The 19006-nt window shown below is 38.0% G+C and carries 20 protein-coding genes; 18 read left to right on the top strand and 2 right to left on the bottom strand.

From position 1 onward, the window contains the following. Positions 1 to 68: 68 nt before the first annotated feature. Entirely contained in the window at positions 69 to 560 is a 492-nt protein-coding gene (locus MB09_RS05250) for a Dps family protein (RefSeq protein WP_045079849.1), read from the bottom strand. A gap of 243 nt (positions 561 to 803) precedes the next feature. Then, on the bottom strand, positions 804 to 962 hold the full coding sequence (locus MB09_RS16135; protein ID WP_165586676.1) for a hypothetical protein: 159 nt from the start codon (positions 960 to 962) through the stop codon (positions 804 to 806). Positions 963 to 1090: 128 nt separating this feature from the next. Between MB09_RS16135 and cysQ the strand changes: the two genes are divergently transcribed. The 18 genes from cysQ to wecB all read left to right on the top strand — a co-directional run bounded on the left by cysQ (position 1091) and on the right by wecB (position 18992). Further along, positions 1091 to 1882: a 3'(2'),5'-bisphosphate nucleotidase CysQ gene (gene cysQ, locus MB09_RS05245; RefSeq protein ID WP_045080164.1), complete on the top strand. Its 792-nt coding sequence runs from the start codon at positions 1091 to 1093 to the stop codon at positions 1880 to 1882. Next, on the top strand, positions 1879 to 2301 hold the full coding sequence (locus MB09_RS05240) for a DUF2061 domain-containing protein (protein WP_045079848.1): 423 nt from the start codon (positions 1879 to 1881) through the stop codon (positions 2299 to 2301). The genes cysQ and MB09_RS05240 overlap by 4 nt, the downstream gene beginning before the upstream one ends. Before the next feature lie 5 nt (positions 2302 to 2306). Further along, complete coding sequence (gene cysC, locus MB09_RS05235; protein ID WP_045080163.1) at positions 2307 to 2894, top strand: adenylyl-sulfate kinase; 588 nt, start codon at positions 2307 to 2309, stop codon at positions 2892 to 2894. Between the two features lie 143 nt (positions 2895 to 3037). Then, entirely contained in the window at positions 3038 to 3412 is a 375-nt protein-coding gene (locus MB09_RS05230) for a four helix bundle protein (RefSeq protein ID WP_045079847.1), read from the top strand. Between the two features lie 119 nt (positions 3413 to 3531). Continuing rightward, complete coding sequence (gene cysD / locus MB09_RS05225) at positions 3532 to 4437, top strand: sulfate adenylyltransferase subunit CysD (protein ID WP_045079846.1); 906 nt, start codon at positions 3532 to 3534, stop codon at positions 4435 to 4437. Positions 4438 to 4534: 97 nt separating this feature from the next. Continuing rightward, entirely contained in the window at positions 4535 to 4936 is a 402-nt protein-coding gene (locus MB09_RS05220) for a GxxExxY protein (RefSeq protein ID WP_045079845.1), read from the top strand. Positions 4937 to 4980: 44 nt separating this feature from the next. Beyond that, positions 4981 to 6237 carry a sulfate adenylyltransferase subunit 1 gene (locus MB09_RS05215; RefSeq protein ID WP_045079844.1) on the top strand — a complete coding sequence of 419 codons (1257 nt, stop codon included), beginning with the start codon at positions 4981 to 4983 and terminating at the stop codon, positions 6235 to 6237. A gap of 225 nt (positions 6238 to 6462) precedes the next feature. Continuing rightward, a complete protein-coding gene (locus tag MB09_RS05210; protein WP_045079843.1) occupies positions 6463 to 8187 on the top strand; it encodes a T9SS type A sorting domain-containing protein in 1725 nt (574 codons plus the stop codon). Positions 8188 to 8706: 519 nt separating this feature from the next. Continuing rightward, a complete protein-coding gene (locus MB09_RS05205) occupies positions 8707 to 9090 on the top strand; it encodes an HU family DNA-binding protein (protein ID WP_045079842.1) in 384 nt (127 codons plus the stop codon). A 705-nt stretch (positions 9091 to 9795) separates the two neighbouring features. Continuing rightward, a complete protein-coding gene (locus MB09_RS05200) occupies positions 9796 to 10194 on the top strand; it encodes an HU family DNA-binding protein (protein ID WP_045079841.1) in 399 nt (132 codons plus the stop codon). A 186-nt stretch (positions 10195 to 10380) separates the two neighbouring features. Continuing rightward, the gene (locus MB09_RS05195) at positions 10381 to 11730 is read left to right on the top strand and encodes an oligosaccharide flippase family protein (protein WP_045079840.1); all 1350 of its coding nucleotides are present in this window, start codon (positions 10381 to 10383) and stop codon (positions 11728 to 11730) included. A 52-nt stretch (positions 11731 to 11782) separates the two neighbouring features. Next, positions 11783 to 12919: a hypothetical protein gene (locus tag MB09_RS05190; protein WP_045079839.1), complete on the top strand. Its 1137-nt coding sequence runs from the start codon at positions 11783 to 11785 to the stop codon at positions 12917 to 12919. Beyond that, on the top strand, positions 12909 to 14018 hold the full coding sequence (locus tag MB09_RS05185; RefSeq protein ID WP_052671294.1) for a glycosyltransferase: 1110 nt from the start codon (positions 12909 to 12911) through the stop codon (positions 14016 to 14018). The genes MB09_RS05190 and MB09_RS05185 overlap by 11 nt, the downstream gene beginning before the upstream one ends. A 51-nt stretch (positions 14019 to 14069) precedes the next feature. After that, positions 14070 to 15098: a glycosyltransferase gene (locus MB09_RS05180; RefSeq protein ID WP_045079837.1), complete on the top strand. Its 1029-nt coding sequence runs from the start codon at positions 14070 to 14072 to the stop codon at positions 15096 to 15098. After that, entirely contained in the window at positions 15082 to 16116 is a 1035-nt protein-coding gene (locus MB09_RS05175; RefSeq protein ID WP_045079836.1) for a polysaccharide biosynthesis protein, read from the top strand. The genes MB09_RS05180 and MB09_RS05175 overlap by 17 nt, the downstream gene beginning before the upstream one ends. An 11-nt stretch (positions 16117 to 16127) precedes the next feature. Then, positions 16128 to 16538, top strand: a complete 411-nt coding sequence (locus tag MB09_RS05170; protein ID WP_045079835.1) for a WxcM-like domain-containing protein — start codon at positions 16128 to 16130, stop codon at positions 16536 to 16538. Positions 16539 to 16682: 144 nt separating this feature from the next. Further along, positions 16683 to 17801: a polysaccharide biosynthesis C-terminal domain-containing protein gene (locus MB09_RS05165; RefSeq protein ID WP_045079834.1), complete on the top strand. Its 1119-nt coding sequence runs from the start codon at positions 16683 to 16685 to the stop codon at positions 17799 to 17801. Between the two features lie 51 nt (positions 17802 to 17852). After that, positions 17853 to 18992, top strand: coding sequence for a non-hydrolyzing UDP-N-acetylglucosamine 2-epimerase (wecB, locus tag MB09_RS05160; RefSeq protein WP_045079833.1), 1140 nt, complete (start codon positions 17853 to 17855; stop codon positions 18990 to 18992). The last annotated feature ends 14 nt before the right edge of the window (positions 18993 to 19006 follow it).

The raw sequence follows: 19006 nt of genomic DNA, 5'->3' as shown, positions 1-19006 counted from the left end.
TAGGATAATAAAAAACTGGCAAGGGACATTGCGCCTTGCCAGTTTTTTAATCTTATATAGTTGGTAAATTAAGCCTCGGGATGGTTTTCATCCTTCTTCATGGACCAAGCATCCAGCATCCAGCTTATTTTTTCGATATGGCCAATAAAACCACCGATTAGGTCTATGGTTCCCTCATCTCCTGCTTCGTCAGCTTTCTCAACCACCTTGCGCATTTGCTTTAACAGTTTTCCGTGGTCATCCAAAAGAATTTTTACCATTTCAGTATCCTTGGTATCTTCAGAAGATTCCTTGATGTTGCTCATTTTTAAATAATCGGTAAAATTGCTGGTGGGTTGGTAACGGAGCGTTAAAATACGTTCAGCAATTTCATCTACTTTCAACTTTGCATCTTCATACATATCCTCAAATTTGATGTGAAGGTCAAAGAAGTTGTTCCCCACCACATTCCAGTGGAAATTTCGAAGCTTTTGATAGTATAGGTGATAATCTGCAAGCAGCACGTTCAGTTCTTTTGCCGTGGTTGCGGTTTTCTTTTTGTCTAGGTTTAAATAGCCCATAATAGTCTGTTTTTTAAGGTTTCCCCAAAGATAGCCAAAGGGTAGGGCAAAGCCAATTTAAAAAGAGTATTTAGCCTTTTTTTAACTTGTGCTTAAAATCCCATTCTTGGCACGCATTTTAGCAGAAAAATCATCTTTTTGGATTTGTAGGAAAAAAGGGCGCTTTTCTTACATTTTAATGACTTTGCTATGGCTTTGCTATGGCTTTGGTATGGCTTTGCCGTGGAGTATCGTGGAGTGACCTTATTTTGAGGGCTTTTTCTTTTTAGGATCGCCATCATTTGCCCGATTTGGGGGCTTTGGCAAATTTGTATCCTTCTCAATTTCATCCTTGTCCTTTTCGACTTCGCCATATTGGTTATGGTCGCGATTTTTTCCGAATCCGTCAACAGTGTTTCCCATGAGTATAGTTTTTTCTTAAAATTACAAAGATTTTGTTTTGCTGCCAAGGAATGAATGGAATTATAAAACCGCGCAAACTTTCCTTTAAATTCAAAATTGTACCTTTCCGGTCCTTAACAAAACTGACTATGAAAACTCTTTTGACAGTAGCAATACAGGCAGCCCTGAAAGCCGGAGCGGAGATACTCAAGGTTTACGATACCAATTTTGCCGTGGAGCATAAAGATGATAATTCGCCCCTTACCCTGGCCGATAAAAATGCCAATGAGGTGATCAACGGTTTTCTAAAACCTACACAGATTCCTATTATAAGTGAAGAGAACAAACAACTGGACTACTCGGAAAGAAAGGGATGGGACCGTTGCTGGATTGTGGACCCGCTGGACGGCACCAAGGAATTTATAAAACGCAACGGAGAATTTACCGTAAACATTGCCTTGGTTGAAAACGGGAATCCGGTGCTAGGCGTAATTTACGTTCCCGTTTCAAAAGAGCTGTATTTTACTACTTCGGATGGAAATACTTCAAAAAAAATTACAGTTTCTTCGGAAGAGGATCCTGTTGATGAACTCTTCAGAAATGCTAAGGAAATCAGACCGCGTGAGGCTACTAATGTAGTGAGAATTGTTGGCAGCCGGTCGCATTTGAATGAAGACACTAAGAATTTTATTGCTGAAATAGAAAAGCAAACCCAGGTAGCGATTGTTTCCAAGGGAAGTTCGTTGAAGTTTTGCTTAGTGGCTGAGGGCCTGGCGGATATTTATCCACGCTATGCGCCTACGATGGAATGGGACACCGCCGCTGGCCACGCCATCTGTAAGGCCGTGGGCGTTTCGGTAATTGACCAAAGTACCGGAAAGCCCATGATATACAATAAACCCAATCTACTGAACAACTATTTTGTAGTACGTAAAAAATGAGGGACCCATCCCGAAAAAGACATATAGCCAAAACCATTACCTGGCGAATTGTAGGCACGGTGGACACTATTCTATTATCGTGGCTCATAACCGGGAACCCTATGATGGGGGTAAAAATTGGATTGGCCGAGGTGGTTACCAAAATGGCCCTCTATTATTTTCACGAGCGGATCTGGTTTGGCATAAAACTTTCCAAAAACGGGATCATCGGAGAAAGCCGAAAGAGGCATATCCTTAAAACCTTTACGTGGCGGGGGGTAGGAACGTTGGATACCATGTTGCTATCGTGGATAATCACCGGAAATCCGTTGACCGGGCTCAAGATTGGCCTTTCTGAGCTTTTAACGAAAATGATTTTATACTATCTTCACGAACGCGTTTGGTACCGCACAAACTATGGATTGCCGAACAGAAATTAAATTTTATGGAAGAAAACGTAATTCCGCACCACTTTAGCATAACACAACGCCAACGCAGCGATCTAAAAAGGCACGAACCGCTGTTGGTATGGTTTACGGGGCTTTCGGGCTCGGGAAAATCTACCATAGCCAATGCCTTGGAAAAGGCACTTTTTATAAGGGGCACGCACACCTATCTTTTGGACGGTGACAATGTGCGCAAGGGGTTGAACAGCAATCTCACCTTTTCACCGGAAGACCGAAGCGAGAATATCCGCCGTATTGCTGAAGTAGCAAATTTGATGCTGGATGCAGGTTTGGTGGTGCTGGCATCGTTCGTATCGCCCTATCGGGAAGATCGCGAAAACGTAAAACGGATTGTGGGCTATGAAAATTTTGTGGAGGTTTTTGTAAATACGCCTATAGAGGAATGCGAACGGAGGGATGTAAAGGGGCTATACGCAAAGGCGCGGGCCGGGGAAATCGAGAATTTCACCGGGGTAAACGCGCCCTACGAACCCCCGATGGCCCCGGATGTTGAGATTGATACCATGAAGGTTTCTGTGGGAGATGCGGTGGCGTTGATTGTAGAATTTATTGCTAAAAAGATGTAAAGGGGATTCGTTAATTCGGGATTCGTGATTTGTTAATTCGGGATTCGGGATTCGGTGATTAGGGATTTGTTTCTTCTGGATTCGTTATTTTGGGTGTTGGATTTATTTTGAATTAGAATGATAGGATTATTAAACGTAAGATTATGGCAGGAAACTTTGAAGAGCTGCATTGTTGGCAAGCTTGTTATAATTTGAGAAATTATTTGAAAATTAGTGTTTTGGAGAAATTGCCAAAAAATGAAAAATTTGAACTTCACTCGCAAATATTGCGTGCAGCACGTTCATCAACCGCAAATATAGCTGAAGGATGGGGCAGGTATCATTATAAAGAGAATATTAATTTTTTACGTTTTTCGAGAGGTTCAGTTGCGGAAATTCTTGACCATTGCATCGAGGCAAAAGACTGTAATTATATAAATTTGGAAACTTTAGATGAAATTCGTTTAAGAACTGAAAAATGTGTACAGTTAATTAACGGTTATATAAGATACCTTCGGAGTAAAAGTGATGAAAAATAAACAGATTACTACGGTGCGTTAAAAAAATAACAAATCACAACCTGCCTGTAGTGCCTATGGCAGGCAGTTTCCGAATCAACGAATCCCGAATCCCGAATTAACAACTTAACAAATAAACCATGAGCAAGTATTATTTAAATTATTTGGACGAACTGGAAAGCGAGGCCATCTATATTTTACGCGAGGTGTGGGCGCAGTTTCAAAATCCCGTGATACTATTTTCAGGTGGAAAGGATTCCATTCTCGTTACGCATTTGGCGAAAAAGGCATTTTATCCTTCCAAAATCCCATTTCCGCTGCTTCACGTGGATACGGGCCATAATTTTCCCGAGACCATTCAGTTTCGCGATGACCTAATAAAGGAACTGGGCGTGCAACTTATTGTTGGCTCGGTCCAGGAATCTATTGATACCGGAAGGGTTGCCGAGGAAAGGGGAAAAAACGCCACCCGAAATGCGCTTCAGATTACAACGCTTTTGGACGCCATAGAAAACAACAAAATAGATTGCGCCATTGGCGGCGGAAGACGCGACGAGGAAAAGGCACGCGCCAAGGAACGCTTCTTTTCGCACCGTGATGATTTTGGACAATGGGATCCCAAAAACCAACGTCCGGAGCTTTGGAATTTGCTGAACGGAAAACATTTTGAGGGCGAACATTTCCGTGCTTTCCCGATAAGCAATTGGACCGAAATGGACGTTTGGAACTATATAAAGCGCGAGGGTATCAAGATTCCTTCCCTGTATTTGGCACACGAACGCGAGGTGATATGGCGAAACGGCTCGTGGATCCCGGTTTCCGAACATTTAAAACTGGAAGAAAACGAAAAAGTTGAAACCAAGAAAATCCGTTTTAGGACCTTGGGCGATATCACCATTACCGGTGGAATAGAATCTGATGCGGACACTTTGGAAAAAATTGTGGCAGAAGTTGCTGCAATGAAACAGACCGAACGCGGTAACCGCAGTGATGATAAGCGCAGCGAGACGGCTATGGAAGATAGGAAGCGGCAGGGATATTTTTGAGGAATCCGAATTTATCCTAATTTATCCGAATTTATGCGAATTTATCCGAATTTATGCGAATTTATCCGAATTTTAACGAATTTATCCGAATTTGGGGATGGAAACTACTAAGATATTATTTAAGGACGAAAGCTATAAAATTATTGGTGCTTGTATGCAGGTCCACAATAATTTAGGTCCCGGTTTTTTGGAAGCTGTTTATGAAGAAGCGCTGGAAAAGGAGTTCCGTAATTTGAGCATCCCCTATAGTAAGCAAGCTAAGCTAAATATTTTCTATAATGATGAAAAGTTGAATAAAACCTATAGAGCAGATTTTATATGTTACGAAAAAATTATTGTCGAGATTAAGGCGGTAAGTATAGTTCCAATGGCTTTTTCCAAACAATTGAGAAATTACCTGAAAGCGACAAACCTTGAACTGGGAATACTCATCAATTTTGGAGAGTCATCCCTAACCTATAAAAGAATTTTAAATAAACCCAATCCGAACCCTTCGTAATAATTCGTATAAATTCGTGCAAATTCGAATAAATTAATAATAACATGGAAATTGACAAAAACCAACTACTAAGATTCACCACCGCAGGCAGTGTGGACGATGGCAAAAGCACGTTGATAGGAAGATTGCTTTACGATAGCAAGGCCATTTTTGAAGACCAACTGGAAGCAGTGGAAAATACGAGCCGTAAAAAAGGCCATGAAGGAGTTGACCTTGCTTTGTTCACTGACGGACTGCGCGACGAACGGGAGCAGGGGATAACCATTGATGTGGCGTATAGGTATTTCACTACGCCCAAGCGAAAATTCATCATTGCGGATACGCCTGGCCATATTCAATATACCCGGAATATGGTTACCGGGGCGTCCACGGCCAACGCAGCGTTGATATTGATCGATGCCCGCCACGGGGTGATTGAGCAAACAAAACGCCACGCCTTTATTGCTTCGCTGTTGCAGATACCGCATATTATTGTGTGTATCAATAAGATGGATTTGGTTGATTATTCGGAAGAAATTTATGAAAATATCATCCACCAATTTGAAGAATTTTCATCCAAATTATATGTGAAGGATATTCAATTTCTTCCCATTAGCGCTTTGGATGGCGATAATGTGGTAAACCGTTCCACGAACATGGATTGGTACCAAGGCGCCCCTTTATTATATACTTTGGAAACTATGCACATAAGCAGCGACATTAATAAAATAGATGCCCGTTTTCCGGTACAAACAGTTTTACGCCCACAGCGGGAAGGTTTTATAGATTACCGAGGGTATGCGGGCCGTGTGGCCAGTGGAATCTTTAGACCTGGTGATGATGTAGTTGTATTGCCTTCCGGTTTCCCTTCAAAAATAAAGAGTATAGATACCATGGACGGTACCTTGGAAGAGGTCTTCGCGCCGATGTCTGTCGCCATTACCCTCGAGGACGACATAGATATAAGCCGCGGCGATATGATCGTGAAGGAAAACAACCAGCCAAAGCCACTTCAGGAATTTGACGCCATGCTCTGCTGGTTCAACAATGCCCCGGCACGGCCACGGGCAAAATATACCATTGTGCACACTTCAAACGAGCAAAAGGCGATGATAACCAATGTGGTCTATAAAATTGACATAAACACCTACGCCCGCGAGGAAGACGATAAGGAGTTGAAGATGAACGATATTGCCCGAATCAGCATCCGCACCACGCGGCCGTTGATGGTGGACGAGTATCGGGACAACCGGATAACGGGCAGTTTTGTGTTGATTGACGATGCTACGCATGAAACCGTTGCGGCGGGGATGATTGTTTAAATGTTGATTTTGGGATTAGGGATTCGTGATTCGGGATTCGGGATTCGTGATTCAGGATTTGGGATTTGGTGATTCAGGATTCGGGATTTGGTGATTCGGGATTCGGGATTCGTGATTCGTGATTTGGTGATTAGGGATTTTTTAATTAGGGATTTATACAATTTTGTTTTTGCGGTTAATTGCTTGTGTATATTGTGAATAAGAATACTTTTGCAAAAAAAACCAATGCGCCACTTTATTTTTGCGAGCTTTCTAGTTTCGTCCTTTATTTGCCAGTCCCAGACCTTTGAAGAGTATATTTCATCTTTTCCCGATAGGGAAATGCAAATGCACAATTACAACGTTTTTCAGGTGTATGATAGGGGTGTGGCCAGATATTACCCCGGAGGTTATGAGGCCTTGCAACCAAGCGTATATGGCCCTAATAATTATAGTGACGTTGTAAATATTTTAGAATACATAGGTCCTGATAATATATTTGTAGCCTCCTTTAATATTCCTACAACTGCCAAATTAAAAAGATTTAACGGCGTGGAATGGTTGGATTTTCAGCCGGCGCTGCCCAATGGAGCAATGAAAGTTTCGGATATTTTGTACCGAAGTGAGAGTGAGATCTATGTAGCGGCGCAAAATCTGTACACACAAACTTCCTTAGTCTATAAATTTGATGGCACCCAATGGGTCGATTTAAACTTAATGCCCTTCGGTCACTATCCCCCCTCCTTATTTTATATCAGCTCCACAGAAATCTATCTTACCACGGCCGGCCAACTTGCGGTATATAATGGAGAGGAATGGAGTATTATTGACCACTTCGGCATAACCACCAATAAAATTTTTGTTGATGTTGTGGATGCCGATCACAAATACGTTACGGGCCGCCACCAGCTTCTCAATTTTGCCAATGGTACAATGACTCCCGTAGGAAATATATTGTTGCCCAACGAGAGCCAGAATGATGTTACGGTTACACACGTACAGGCCATAGCGAATGACAATATTTATATAGCCGCCAAAATTTACGTGGGCTTTAGCAACGCCACCTTTGTTTCGCATTGGGATGGGAGCAATTGGGAACGTATGTGGACTTTTGATCCATCCAATCAAGTGGATGATTACCCTACTTATTTATTTGAAGAGAACGGGAATATTTTTGTAAAAATATTTAATAGGCCCATGTTTGCCTATTTGCCCAATTTTGTAGATGACGATGGCGATGGGGTAGCAAATAATGAGGATGCCGATCCTGCTGATCCCTACATTTGCAGGGATTTGGATGCCGACGGTTGCGATGATTGCAGTCAGACGGGCAACAATGGCTCTGGAGGAAATACGGCAAACGACGGAGATGATTTTGACAATGATGGGCTTTGCGATTATGGCGATTTAGATGATGATAATGACGGAGTGCCCGACCTAGTTGATGCCTTTCCGTTTGATCCGAATGAAGATACCGATACGGACGGGGATGGAATAGGCAATAATGCCGACCCCGATGACGATAACGACGGCCAACGGGATATTGATGAGCTGGCTTGCGGTTCAGATCCATTGGATGAAAACAGCCTTTCGCCGGATTTGGATATTGATGGCATTCCCGATTGCGTAGATGATGACATTGATGGCGATGGGTATTCCAATGCGGAAGAAATTGACTGTGGCAGTAATCCGTACGATCCATCAGACACCTGCGAGACGGCCGGGATGGGAGAAAATAGTATAGAGAGCATAAAAATATATCCCAATCCCAGTACTGGCATTTATACCATTACCAGTGCGTTGCCGATAGCACACTTGGTTGTTTATTCCATAAATGGAAGTAAAATTAGAACCCTGGAACCGCAAGAGCCTGTGCAACATCTAGACCTGAGCCACTTGCCAAAAGGTATTTATTTGCTAAAAATCAAAACCCAGACTGGCACCGCAGTAAAAAAATTAATTAGGAAGTGAAGTTGGAGTTTATATACAATTTCTTTTTTAGAAGCAGCTATATGATTATAGAATAGGGTATTTTTTACATTCGAAAAACAGCTCCAATTTTGTTCAAAAAATTATATAGTTGCTTGTAGATTAGCATTTTTAGACAAAATATTCCTTTCAGTTATCAACAATTTTCTATACGCCAGGTAGTAAAATACCGAACCTTTATAGATTTATCTACTCGAAAATTATTGTAGAAAACCCCTCTTTTGGAAAAGGGCGTTGCCCTTTATCTATAATAAATAGCGTTTTATCCTATCAAATTTAATTCGTAAAAAGTTAAAATGCTGATATACAGATGGTAATCCGTTGAAAAATGATTTTTACCGGATTTCGCGCTTTAATTACCACTTTTTACCATAAAAAACAAGGATTTTTTTTGTTGATAAGTGTTAAAATTTATTTTCAAAGAGAATTGTATTTCTTCTTAATTTGCCGATGTCAATGCAATGAAGCGGCGACCGCCGAAAGGCGAAATACTAATTCTATATGGTTTTATTAAAGCCAATGGAGCGTAAGAATCCCCAAGATGTGGCCGCTCCGCCCAAATTTTATGCCCAGGCTATTTCCCAGGGCATCACCGATCTGGAAAGGTTGGCGTATTTAGTGTCTAACCAATGTACCGTAAGGGAAGCAGATTGTCTTGCCGTGCTCAATGCCCTCCAGCACAATGTGATGGACGAACTGGCAATGGGAAGGGTAGTGCAACTGGGTACCCTGGGCAATTTCCAGATTGGCGTGCGATCAGAAGGTACCGACGTGCAGGATGATCTGAATGTGGCCGCGGTACGGTCGGCACACGTAAACTTCAGGCCAGGACCACGGTTCCGGACATTCCTGAAAACCGTAAGATATAGGATGACGGGCAGCTAGTAATTGCGTCATTCTTCTATTTTACATTTCTGAAAATAAGTCCCGGGGAACGTTCTTTCCCGGGATTTTAATTCTAGAAAAACTACGCGCCATTATAAAAAACATCTACATCTTTTTCTTAAACTGCTACGCCCTTCCCAAAATTCGCTAAGCGAATAAAAATATTTCATAAGCAGTTCCAAAAAATCCCTAAGCACTTTCAAAAATCCCGCATTTTTTGATTGTTTTTTCTCTTTTAGAGCCATTTCTAGCCGCTCCGTTTTCTGAAATCATACATGGGCAGGTTATGGTAATAAACAATTTATAAACAACTTGTCAACAACTAATTAAACGTCAAAACTGCTCTCAAAAGCGAAGTATTGAGGGAAAACCTTCTTAAAAAGAAAAAGCCCAAAAAAATCAGGCAGCTAGTAATTGCGAGTTCTTCTGGGCAGTTCTGAAAATAAGTCCCGGTTTGTTAACCGAAATTTATGGTATAAAGTTAGAACTTATCTACTCCATCCACAACAGCATTGGCAAAATTCTATCAGCAGAAGACCACAAAGCGATTATTAACAATCCTTCTCCCACAAAGCCAGAATCCGTCATTCCCTGAACGCTGCACCTAAATAACTTACATTCTAGAGAAATGTGGTTATATGGGAATTTGGCAATAGGCCATTTTGGAACAATTTGTATCTTGGATGCGTAACTTAAATTCAGAATATGTTTCCCTTTAAATTGACCCAAAAAAAAGACACGCTTAAAACACAAGAGCACTTCTACTACGCGACCGCTATAAAAGTTGGCAGTTTGGAGGAGGAGGCACTAATTGCTAGCTTAAGCGAGCGAAGCAAATTGCATCCGGTGGACTGCGAGCGGCTATTATACCATTTGGCCGATCTCATGGAGGAAACGCTTATGGAGGGAAAAACCGTAAGCCTACCGAATTTGGGGATTTTTCGGGCCACCATTAGCAGTAAGGGAGTGGCGACACCCACGGATTTTAAAAAAGAATTTATAAAAGGTTTAAAGATTGCCTTTTTGCCGCATAAGAGAATGAAGGCAAAAATGAAGACGACGCAGTTTAAACAAATACGGGAATCGGGAAAATCAAAGCTTTAAATTATTGATTTTGAGTACTAGATTTAGTTTGGCTTTGGTTGCATTATAATTTATTCCAGTTAAAAAACTTGAGCATACTTACTTAATAATTTTCCTATCACTCCATTAACATTTAATCGGTTTTAATTGGCAGTTAATCGATAGCGGTTAGTTATCTTTGCGGGCTTATCTAATAAACTATTTTGTTTGTTAAGAATTAGGTTGATAATTAAATTAAGAGCATTTTTGAATTTCAAGAGTTATTCTGAGCAACTATTACAAAGATTACTAAAGAATCAATTGTTTAAGGATTCTTTTTGGTCTTTAGCTGGCAATGTTATTGGTCGGGGTTTGGCATTATTGGCCGGAATTTTGGTTGCACGCTTTTTGGGTAAGGATGTGTTTGGAGAGTACGGTATTATAAGGAACACGATTTTAACCATTGGAGTATTTTCAACATTTGGTTTAGGATATACCGCAACCAAATATATTGCCGATCTAAAAACTAGTAAACCTTTCTTAATAAGAACTTTTATCTCCTATGCCATACAAATTACCTTGATTTTTAGTGGGTTAATGGCAGTAGGGCTTTTTATTTTTGCCGCACTTATATCTGAAGAATTGCTTGGGGTTGCGCATCTAACTTTGCCGTTACGGTTACTGTCTATTTTAATAATCTTTAATGCTTTAACTACCACTCAAGTAGGAATACTTTCAGGTTTTGGAAAATTTAAAGCTATGGCAAAGATCAATATGTCCATGGGAATATTGACCTTTATCTTTAGTGGTATTTTGGCTTACTATTTTGAATTGGAAGGTGCCTTATTAGCTTTGCTCCTTGTTCAAGTTCTTAATTTTCTTTTCAATTTTTTTTTAGTCAAAAAAAGTGTAAAATCATTTCCAAAATCCCTCAGTAAAGATAAGAAATTTCGAAAAGGAATAATTCAATTTTCTACACCTATTGCTTTACAGGAAGCTGTATATTCGCTTACTTCATGGCTAGGTTATTTACTGTTGGTAAATTATGCGAGTTTTGGAGAGTTGGGAATGTATTCTGCTGCTATGCAATGGAATGCCATCGTTTTATTCATCCCCGGAATATTAAGAAATGTGATACTTTCACATTTATCAGCAACTGCTTCAAATGATAAAAGACATGGTACTATCTTAAAACAAATTATAGTGGTTAACCTAGGAGCTACTTTAGTGCCATTTATTGGTATATTATTGTTTTCTTCATGGATATCAAGTTTTTATGGCCAAACATTTCAGGGATTAGATGATGTCCTTACCCTAGCAGTATTTTCAACAATTGCCATTAGTGTTAGCAATGTATTTGCTCAGGCATATACTTCAATAGGAAAAAATTGGCAAATGTTAATTTTTAGAATGATTAGAGATATATTAATTTTAGGTTGTTTTCTAATCCTAATAAATTTAATCTCCGTAAGACCTGCGCTTATAATGATATATAGTCAATTATTTACCAATTTTTTATTTTTAATCATAATTTCAATAAACTATAAAATGATTAGGAAATGGGAAATTAATTATTAAATCGCCGAAATGTTTAACGGCGATTAATTTTTTTGATTTTAGATAAAAATTTATGACTTATAATGTTTCTTATTTTATTTTAATCGGAGCCATTATTTTATCAGCTCTCCAATATTCTTCTATTGGAATTGGAGGTAATAATTATATTCTGTTTAGAACTCTAATTATAGCTTTGATGGGCTTACTATTCTTGTTTAATTTTCGCGGAATAATAAATTCATTTGTAAAAAATTCTTTTATTAAAATACATTTGGGAGTTACTACATTAACCACATTCTGTTTGATTTTATTTTGGGGAATGGTAGGAGATGTGGATTTTGGCATAGGTAGAGATTTATGGATTTCTCTCACTTTTCTTTCCATAGGTTATAATTTTGATTTTGATGAAAAAAAATTCTTGGGATTGATATACCTCTTCATTTTATCTAATACACTTGCGGCCTTTAGCCTGGTCGCGAAATTTGCTTCAGGTTTCGTCGTAGAAGAACTTTATTGGGATGTGCCTAAAAATCAAATTGCCCCCGTTTTCGGTATTGCCTTTCTATTATCTTTATATTTTTTGTTTTATAAAAGCCGGAAGGTGAATTGGATTTTGTTGCTGTTAAGCGCATTGCTTTTATTATCGATAATTGTTTTACGTGGTAGGGCGGTTATTCTCGGCTGTTTAATTTGTTCATTTATATTTCTTTTTACAAGAATCAGGAAAAATAAATATATTATTCTTTTACCCATACTTCTAATACCTGTTATTCCATATTTATATAAATTATTGATTGATTCATTATTTCTAAATTACGACTCTACAAACATAAATTCATTATCTTCGGGTCGCTATAATACTTATACAGAGGCATTTCACTTTTTTGTAGAAAATCCATTTTTTGGACAGCAAGGACAAACTACATTAAATGGAGGTATAATACATAATTATGTACTGTATGCATTGGTGTCCTACGGATTAATGGTTAGCTTTTTTATCCTCATATTATATTTTAAATATTTTAAATTGGTTATAAAAAGTATGATTAAGCCGAAACCTTTGTATTACGAATCTGGAGTTTTTGTTTTTGCATTATTTATGCTCGTTAGTTTATTTGAGTATACGTTCCCTTTTGGACCCGGGAGTGCGGTGTTTTTTCCTTTTCTATTACTGGGTTTTTATATAAAAAAAAATGAGTATGCAAAATAAAACTTGTGCCTTACTAAACTTTGGATCATTCTATAGAACATCAATTTTTATTTTGATGGACAAAGAGCTTAATTGTGATTTTTATTTCGGAAATAAAACACGCACACCAATTAAAAAAATGGACTATAAAGTTTTACGAAATTTTCAAAGAGAATTTAAATATTTAAGAATTTTTGGAAAGTTTAATTGGCTTAGAGGAACTACTTCTCTATTGTTTAAAGATTATGATATATATATTTTGACGGGTGAGGCCTACTGCCTATCGAACTGGTTAATCTTAATTTATTCCAGAATTTTTAACAAAAAAGTATTTTTATGGACCCACGGGTGGTATGGTCGCGAAAGGGGAATTGCAAAATATATAAAAAAATTTTTTTTTGGACTGAGTAGTGGATTATTCCTATATGGAGATTATTCCAAAAGTTTATTATTATCTGAAGGATTCAAGGAGAATAAATTAATCCCAATTTACAACTCCTTAGATTATCAAAAGCATTTAAATGTCAGAAAATCTTTAACAAAAACCTTAATTTATAAAGATAAGTTCAAAAATGATTTTCCCACCTTAATTTATGTGGGTCGGATTCAAAAATCAAAACGCATAGATCTAATTTTTCAAGCGTTAAAAAAATTAAAAGAAAATGATATAACCCCAAATTTTGTTTTGGTTGGAAATATAATTGATGATTATTTATTAGAAAAAATGGTTAATGATTTAGAGATTGTAAACCAAGTTTGGTTTTATGGGGCTTGCTATGAACAAGAAAAATTAGGAGAGCTTTTTTATAATGCTATTGTTTGTATATCACCTGGAAATGTAGGTTTGACAGCCATTCATTCTCTCAGTTTTGGAACTCCCGTCATAACACATAATAACTTTAAATATCAAGGTCCAGAATTCGAAGCTATTGTTGAAGGTGAAACAGGTTCTTTATTCGAAGAAAATAATATTGATGATTTGGTAAAAAAGATAAAACAATACATTGACCTTAGTGAAGTGCAGAGAGATTTAATTCGTAAAGAAAGTTATCGAATTATAGATGAGCGTTATAATCCCTATTTACAAATTAAGATTATGAAGAGGGCTGTACTTACCTAGGGAACGTCTTTTATGAAAAATTACTTTGTTTAATAAATTGAAAATCTTGCGGTGTTATTATTAGATAGTTTATATATTAACAATAGTGGCGGAAAGGTACTGCTTGATTATTTAGTACAAAGATTAGAAAAAAAGAAGGTAAATTGTTTTTATCTTTTTGATAAGCGCTGTGAAAACGATTATAATTTCATCCCAGATAATCGTAAAATTTTTCTAAAGGCATCGCTCTTAGCGCGAAATAACTTCTACATAAAAAACAAATCAAAATTTTCCAAAATATTTTGTTTAAGCAATTTACCGCCCTTAGTTAAATTTAAAGTACCTGTTTATACATATTTTCATCAACCATTATTTTTAGCCATCCCAGATTCAGTTTCTACCATTACAAGAATTAAATTGAGAGCTAAATCTTTTGTTCTAAATATATTAAAATCAAATACAAACTATTGGTTAGTACAATCAACACTCATCAAAGAAGGATTGGCACAAAAATATAAAATTGACCGAAACTTAATTGAAGTTTTGCCGTTTTTCCCTCCTTTAGATGGAGATAAGATAAATATTCCACGTAGGAAAGATGGGTTTGTATATATTAGCAATCAAGGCCCTCATAAGAATCATCAAAATTTGATTGAAGCTTTTTGTAATTTCTATGATAAAACAAAAATGGGTATTTTACATCTAACTATTAGCGCACAGTCTTCACCTTTAATTGACATAATTGAAAAAAAAATAAAACTGGAATATCCTATTGTTAATCATGGCTTTGTATTGAGAAGAGAATTATACGAGCTATATCAATCAAATGAATATTTAATCTACCCCTCTCTAGCAGAAAGTTTTGGTTTAGGATTAGTTGAAGCAATTGAAAATGGTTGCAAAGTAATTGGAGCAGATTTACCATATACCTTTGCCGTTTGTAAACCTTCTCTCCTTTTTGACCCATTAAATGTAAATAGCATAATAAAGGCGTTAATTGATTCACAAGGAAACAATATTAAGGAAACCAAACAACTGGTTTTTAATCAGATAGATGATTTAATTCAAATTCTAAAAGAAAATAATGAAGATACAAAATAAAATCCTCTTAATCACTGGCGGCACGGGCTCCTTTGGCACAGCAGTACTCAACCGTTTTCTACATACCGACCACTTTAAGGAAATCCGCATTTTTAGTAGAGACGAGAAAAAGCAAGACGATATGCGCAACCGCTATAAAAATGATAAAATTCGCTATTATATAGGTGATGTTCGCGATTATGATTCGGTAGCACCTGCCACCCACGGGGTGGACTATATTTTTCATGCCGCTGCACTCAAGCAAGTACCTTCTTGTGAATTTTTTCCAATGCAAGCGGTACAGACCAATGTTATTGGCACTCAAAATGTAATTCGGGCAGCTGCAGCCAATAAGGTAAAAAAGGTTATCTGCCTGAGTACGGACAAAGCGGCATACCCTATAAATGCTATGGGAATTAGCAAGGCAATGATGGAAAAGGTGGCCATAGCCGAGTCTAGAAACCATGAATTTACAGATATCTGCCTAACGCGTTATGGAAATGTTATGGCTTCCCGTGGCTCTGTAATTCCCTTGTTTCTAAATCAAATACAAAAAGGAGAGCCTATTACGGTTACCGACCCAAATATGTCCCGGTTCTTTATGTCGCTGGATGATGCGGTTGATTTAGTTTTGTTTGCCTTTGAGAATGGAAATTCGGGTGATTTGTTTGTAAACAAGGCACCTGCTAGTACCATCGGCAATTTAGCGCAGGCGATGATTGAGATTACAGGTAAGCAAGTTCCTATAACGGTAATTGGTACAAGGCATGGAGAGAAATTGTATGAAACACTCTGTACCCGTGAGGAAATGATTAAGGCGGAAGATATGGGCGACTTTTATAGGGTACCTGCCGATAATAGAGACCTTAACTATGCAAAGTATTTTTCAGAGGGAGAGCAAGATGTTTCCAAAATTGAAGATTATCATTCGCATAATGCGGAACAACAAGGGGTAGAGGGATTAATAAATCTAATCTCTAAATTACCGCTAATCCGTAAGGAAGTTTTTGGGGAAGAGGTAGAAGACTATGTTCAATAAATAAATACGCTATGAACCTATTAAAGGGCAATATCTATAAAGATGGGCGAGGATTTATTTCCTATAATAATCACTTTGACGCTTCTGAGATAAAGCGTATTTATATCATTGAAAATGCCGATACTGATTTTGTTCGTGGTTGGCAGGGACATAAGATTGAGCAGCGATGGTTTGCCTGCATTAAGGGTAGTTTTCGAATACAGGTTATTGCCATTGATTCATTTGATAAACCGAATCCGGAATTGCCCATAGAAAGTTTTACCGTTAAGGAAGGGCCTTTGGATTTTTTGCATATTCCTTCTGGTTGTGTTACAGCTATTCAGGCTTTGGAGGAAGCTAGTAAATTGTTGGTATTGGCAGATCATTTGATAGGGAAGGTGCAGGACGAGTATCGATTTGATATTGATTATTTTAAAAAGTAAGGTTTATCGCAGATTTGTGCGGATTGGTTTCGCAGATTTACGCAGATAATTAGAAAAATCAGCGGACATCCGCGGTATTTAAATCTGCGATAACCTGTGCTGAGCCTGTCGAAGTATCTGCCAGAAACCTTAAAAGAATATAATATGTTAAGAATAGGAATTACCGGCCAACATGGCTTTGTTGGCACACATTTGTACAATACTTTAGGTTTATATCCTGAGGAATTTACACGTGTTGAATTTCAAAAAAAATATTTTACCAACGAGAAGGAAATGGATTCTTTCGTTGCCCAATGTGATGTCATTGTCCACCTTGCAGCAATGAACCGCCATAATGACCCAGAGGTTATATACAAAACAAATTTAGAGCTGGTCCAAAAACTTATAGCTTCCTTAAACCGTACTGAAAGTAAAGCCCATATAATTATGTCATCTTCTTCTCAGGAGGAGAGGGATAATCCCTATGGCAAATCAAAGAAAGAAGGTCGGGAGAGATTTGTAGAATGGGCAAAAGAGGCCAAAAGCACTTTTACTGGGATGGTTATTCCCAATGTATTTGGCCCCTTCGGGCATCCATATTACAATTCCGTGGTAGCAACCTTTTCCCATCAAATCGCAAATAGGGAAACCCCCGAAATCCAAGTAGATGGTGATTTAAAACTTATATATGTAGGAGAGTTGGTAGCAGAGATATTAAAGGTAATTCGCGAAAGAAAGAATGAAGCTTTATATACCGTAGCTCACACTTCGGAAGCTAAGGTATCTGAGTTATTGGATCTCCTTCAAAACTATAAATCACAATACCAAGACAGAGGAGAAATACCATCTCTCAACAATACTTTCGAATTAAACTTATTCAACACCTATCGTTGTTATATGGATATTGCCAATTACTTCCCGGTAAAATTTACCCAACACACCGACCCAAGAGGATCTTTTGTAGAGGTGATACGTTTAGGAGTAGGAGGGCAGGTCTCCTTTTCTACTACGGTGCCGGGAATAACCAGAGGCAATCACTTTCACACCCGCAAAATAGAACGTTTCGCGGTAATTAAAGGCAAGGCCCTAATTCAACTGCGAAAGATAGGAACCGATGAAGTACTGGATTTCTATTTAGATGGGAATGAACCTGCCTATGTTGATATGCCTATTTGGTACACACACAACATAAAGAATATTGGAGATGAAGTATTATACACCAATTTCTGGATTAATGAGTTTTATGATCCGGAGGATGCAGATACTTATTTTGAAGAAGTGTAACTTTGTAAATCCCAAAAACCGCTTTAATTCGCTGACTTTAAAGAATATAGAATGAAAAAATTAAAAGTAATGACAGTAGTGGGCACCCGCCCTGAGATAATACGATTATCAAGAGTGGTAATTGCCTTAGACTCCTCTGAGGCCATAGAACACATTTTGGTGCATACGGGTCAAAATTACGATTATGAATTAAATGAAGTTTTTTTTGAAGACCTAGGCATCCGCAGACCTGACTATTTTCTAAATGCTGCTGGCCCAAATGCCGCAACAACAGCGGGACAAATACTAATAAATATAGATCCAGTATTGGAAGAAGTTGCACCGGATGCATTTTTAGTTTTGGGCGATACAAACTCTTGCTTATGCGCTATAGCCGCCAAGAAACGCCGCATTCCCATTTTTCATATGGAAGCCGGAAACAGATGTTTTGATCAAAGAGTACCTGAAGAAACCAATAGAAAAATTGTTGACCATATTAGCGATATAAACTTAACCTACAGTGATATAGCAAGGGAGTATTTATTGCGCGAAGGGTTGCCAGCAGATAGAATCATAAAAACCGGATCCCCCATGTTTGAGGTTTTAAATAATTATGCCTCAGAAATTGAATCTTCCAATGTTTTGTCTAAATTAAATTTGGAAAAAAATAAATACTTCGTCGTTTCTGCCCATCGTGAAGAGAATATAAGTTCAGAAAAAAACTTTAAGGGTTTAATCGACTGTTTAAACACCATAGCTGAGAAATACGATTATCCTATTATTTTTTCTACCCATCCACGTACTCGCAATATGATTGAGAAAAGGAAAGTAGGAACCCATAAAAATATTCAGTTCCTAAAACCCTTGGGCTTTCACGATTACAATGCCCTTCAAAAGCATTCCTTCGCTGTTCTATCGGATTCTGGTACAATAAGTGAGGAATCTTCCATTCTCAATTTTAGAGCCTTAAACATTCGTGAAGCACACGAACGGCCCGAAGCAATGGAAGAAGCATCTGTTATGATGGTAGGTTTAAATACTGAACGTATTCTTCAAGGCTTAGTACAATTACAAAAGCAACAATTGGGAGAAAGCCGCAATTTCAGACAAGTATCAGACTATAGTATGCCCAATGTTTCGGAAAAAATGGTTCGCATTATTATTTCCTACACAGATTATATTAACCGAGTGGTTTGGCAAGACAATAAATAGGAAATAATTATGAA

It is taken from the genome of Aequorivita vladivostokensis (assembly GCF_000952855.1).
GTDB lineage: Bacteria > Bacteroidota > Bacteroidia > Flavobacteriales > Flavobacteriaceae > Aequorivita > Aequorivita vladivostokensis.
Note: the sequence above shows the minus strand (reverse complement) of the source record. Positions and strands in the feature narration are given on the sequence as shown.

Coding starts and splice junctions, on each gene's coding strand:
- MB09_RS05250 (WP_045079849.1), bottom strand. CDS start 560: ATGGGCTATTTAAACCTAGACAAAAAGAAAACCGCAACCACGGCAAAA.
- MB09_RS16135 (WP_165586676.1), bottom strand. CDS start 962: ATGGGAAACACTGTTGACGGATTCGGAAAAAATCGCGACCATAACCAA.
- cysQ (WP_045080164.1), top strand. CDS start 1,091: ATGAAAACTCTTTTGACAGTAGCAATACAGGCAGCCCTGAAAGCCGGA.
- MB09_RS05240 (WP_045079848.1), top strand. CDS start 1,879: ATGAGGGACCCATCCCGAAAAAGACATATAGCCAAAACCATTACCTGG.
- cysC (WP_045080163.1), top strand. CDS start 2,307: ATGGAAGAAAACGTAATTCCGCACCACTTTAGCATAACACAACGCCAA.
- MB09_RS05230 (WP_045079847.1), top strand. CDS start 3,038: ATGGCAGGAAACTTTGAAGAGCTGCATTGTTGGCAAGCTTGTTATAAT.
- cysD (WP_045079846.1), top strand. CDS start 3,532: ATGAGCAAGTATTATTTAAATTATTTGGACGAACTGGAAAGCGAGGCC.
- MB09_RS05220 (WP_045079845.1), top strand. CDS start 4,535: ATGGAAACTACTAAGATATTATTTAAGGACGAAAGCTATAAAATTATT.
- MB09_RS05215 (WP_045079844.1), top strand. CDS start 4,981: ATGGAAATTGACAAAAACCAACTACTAAGATTCACCACCGCAGGCAGT.
- MB09_RS05210 (WP_045079843.1), top strand. CDS start 6,463: ATGCGCCACTTTATTTTTGCGAGCTTTCTAGTTTCGTCCTTTATTTGC.
- MB09_RS05205 (WP_045079842.1), top strand. CDS start 8,707: ATGGTTTTATTAAAGCCAATGGAGCGTAAGAATCCCCAAGATGTGGCC.
- MB09_RS05200 (WP_045079841.1), top strand. CDS start 9,796: ATGTTTCCCTTTAAATTGACCCAAAAAAAAGACACGCTTAAAACACAA.
- MB09_RS05190 (WP_045079839.1), top strand. CDS start 11,783: ATGACTTATAATGTTTCTTATTTTATTTTAATCGGAGCCATTATTTTA.
- MB09_RS05185 (WP_052671294.1), top strand. CDS start 12,909: ATGCAAAATAAAACTTGTGCCTTACTAAACTTTGGATCATTCTATAGA.
- MB09_RS05175 (WP_045079836.1), top strand. CDS start 15,082: ATGAAGATACAAAATAAAATCCTCTTAATCACTGGCGGCACGGGCTCC.
- MB09_RS05170 (WP_045079835.1), top strand. CDS start 16,128: ATGAACCTATTAAAGGGCAATATCTATAAAGATGGGCGAGGATTTATT.
- MB09_RS05165 (WP_045079834.1), top strand. CDS start 16,683: ATGTTAAGAATAGGAATTACCGGCCAACATGGCTTTGTTGGCACACAT.
- wecB (WP_045079833.1), top strand. CDS start 17,853: ATGAAAAAATTAAAAGTAATGACAGTAGTGGGCACCCGCCCTGAGATA.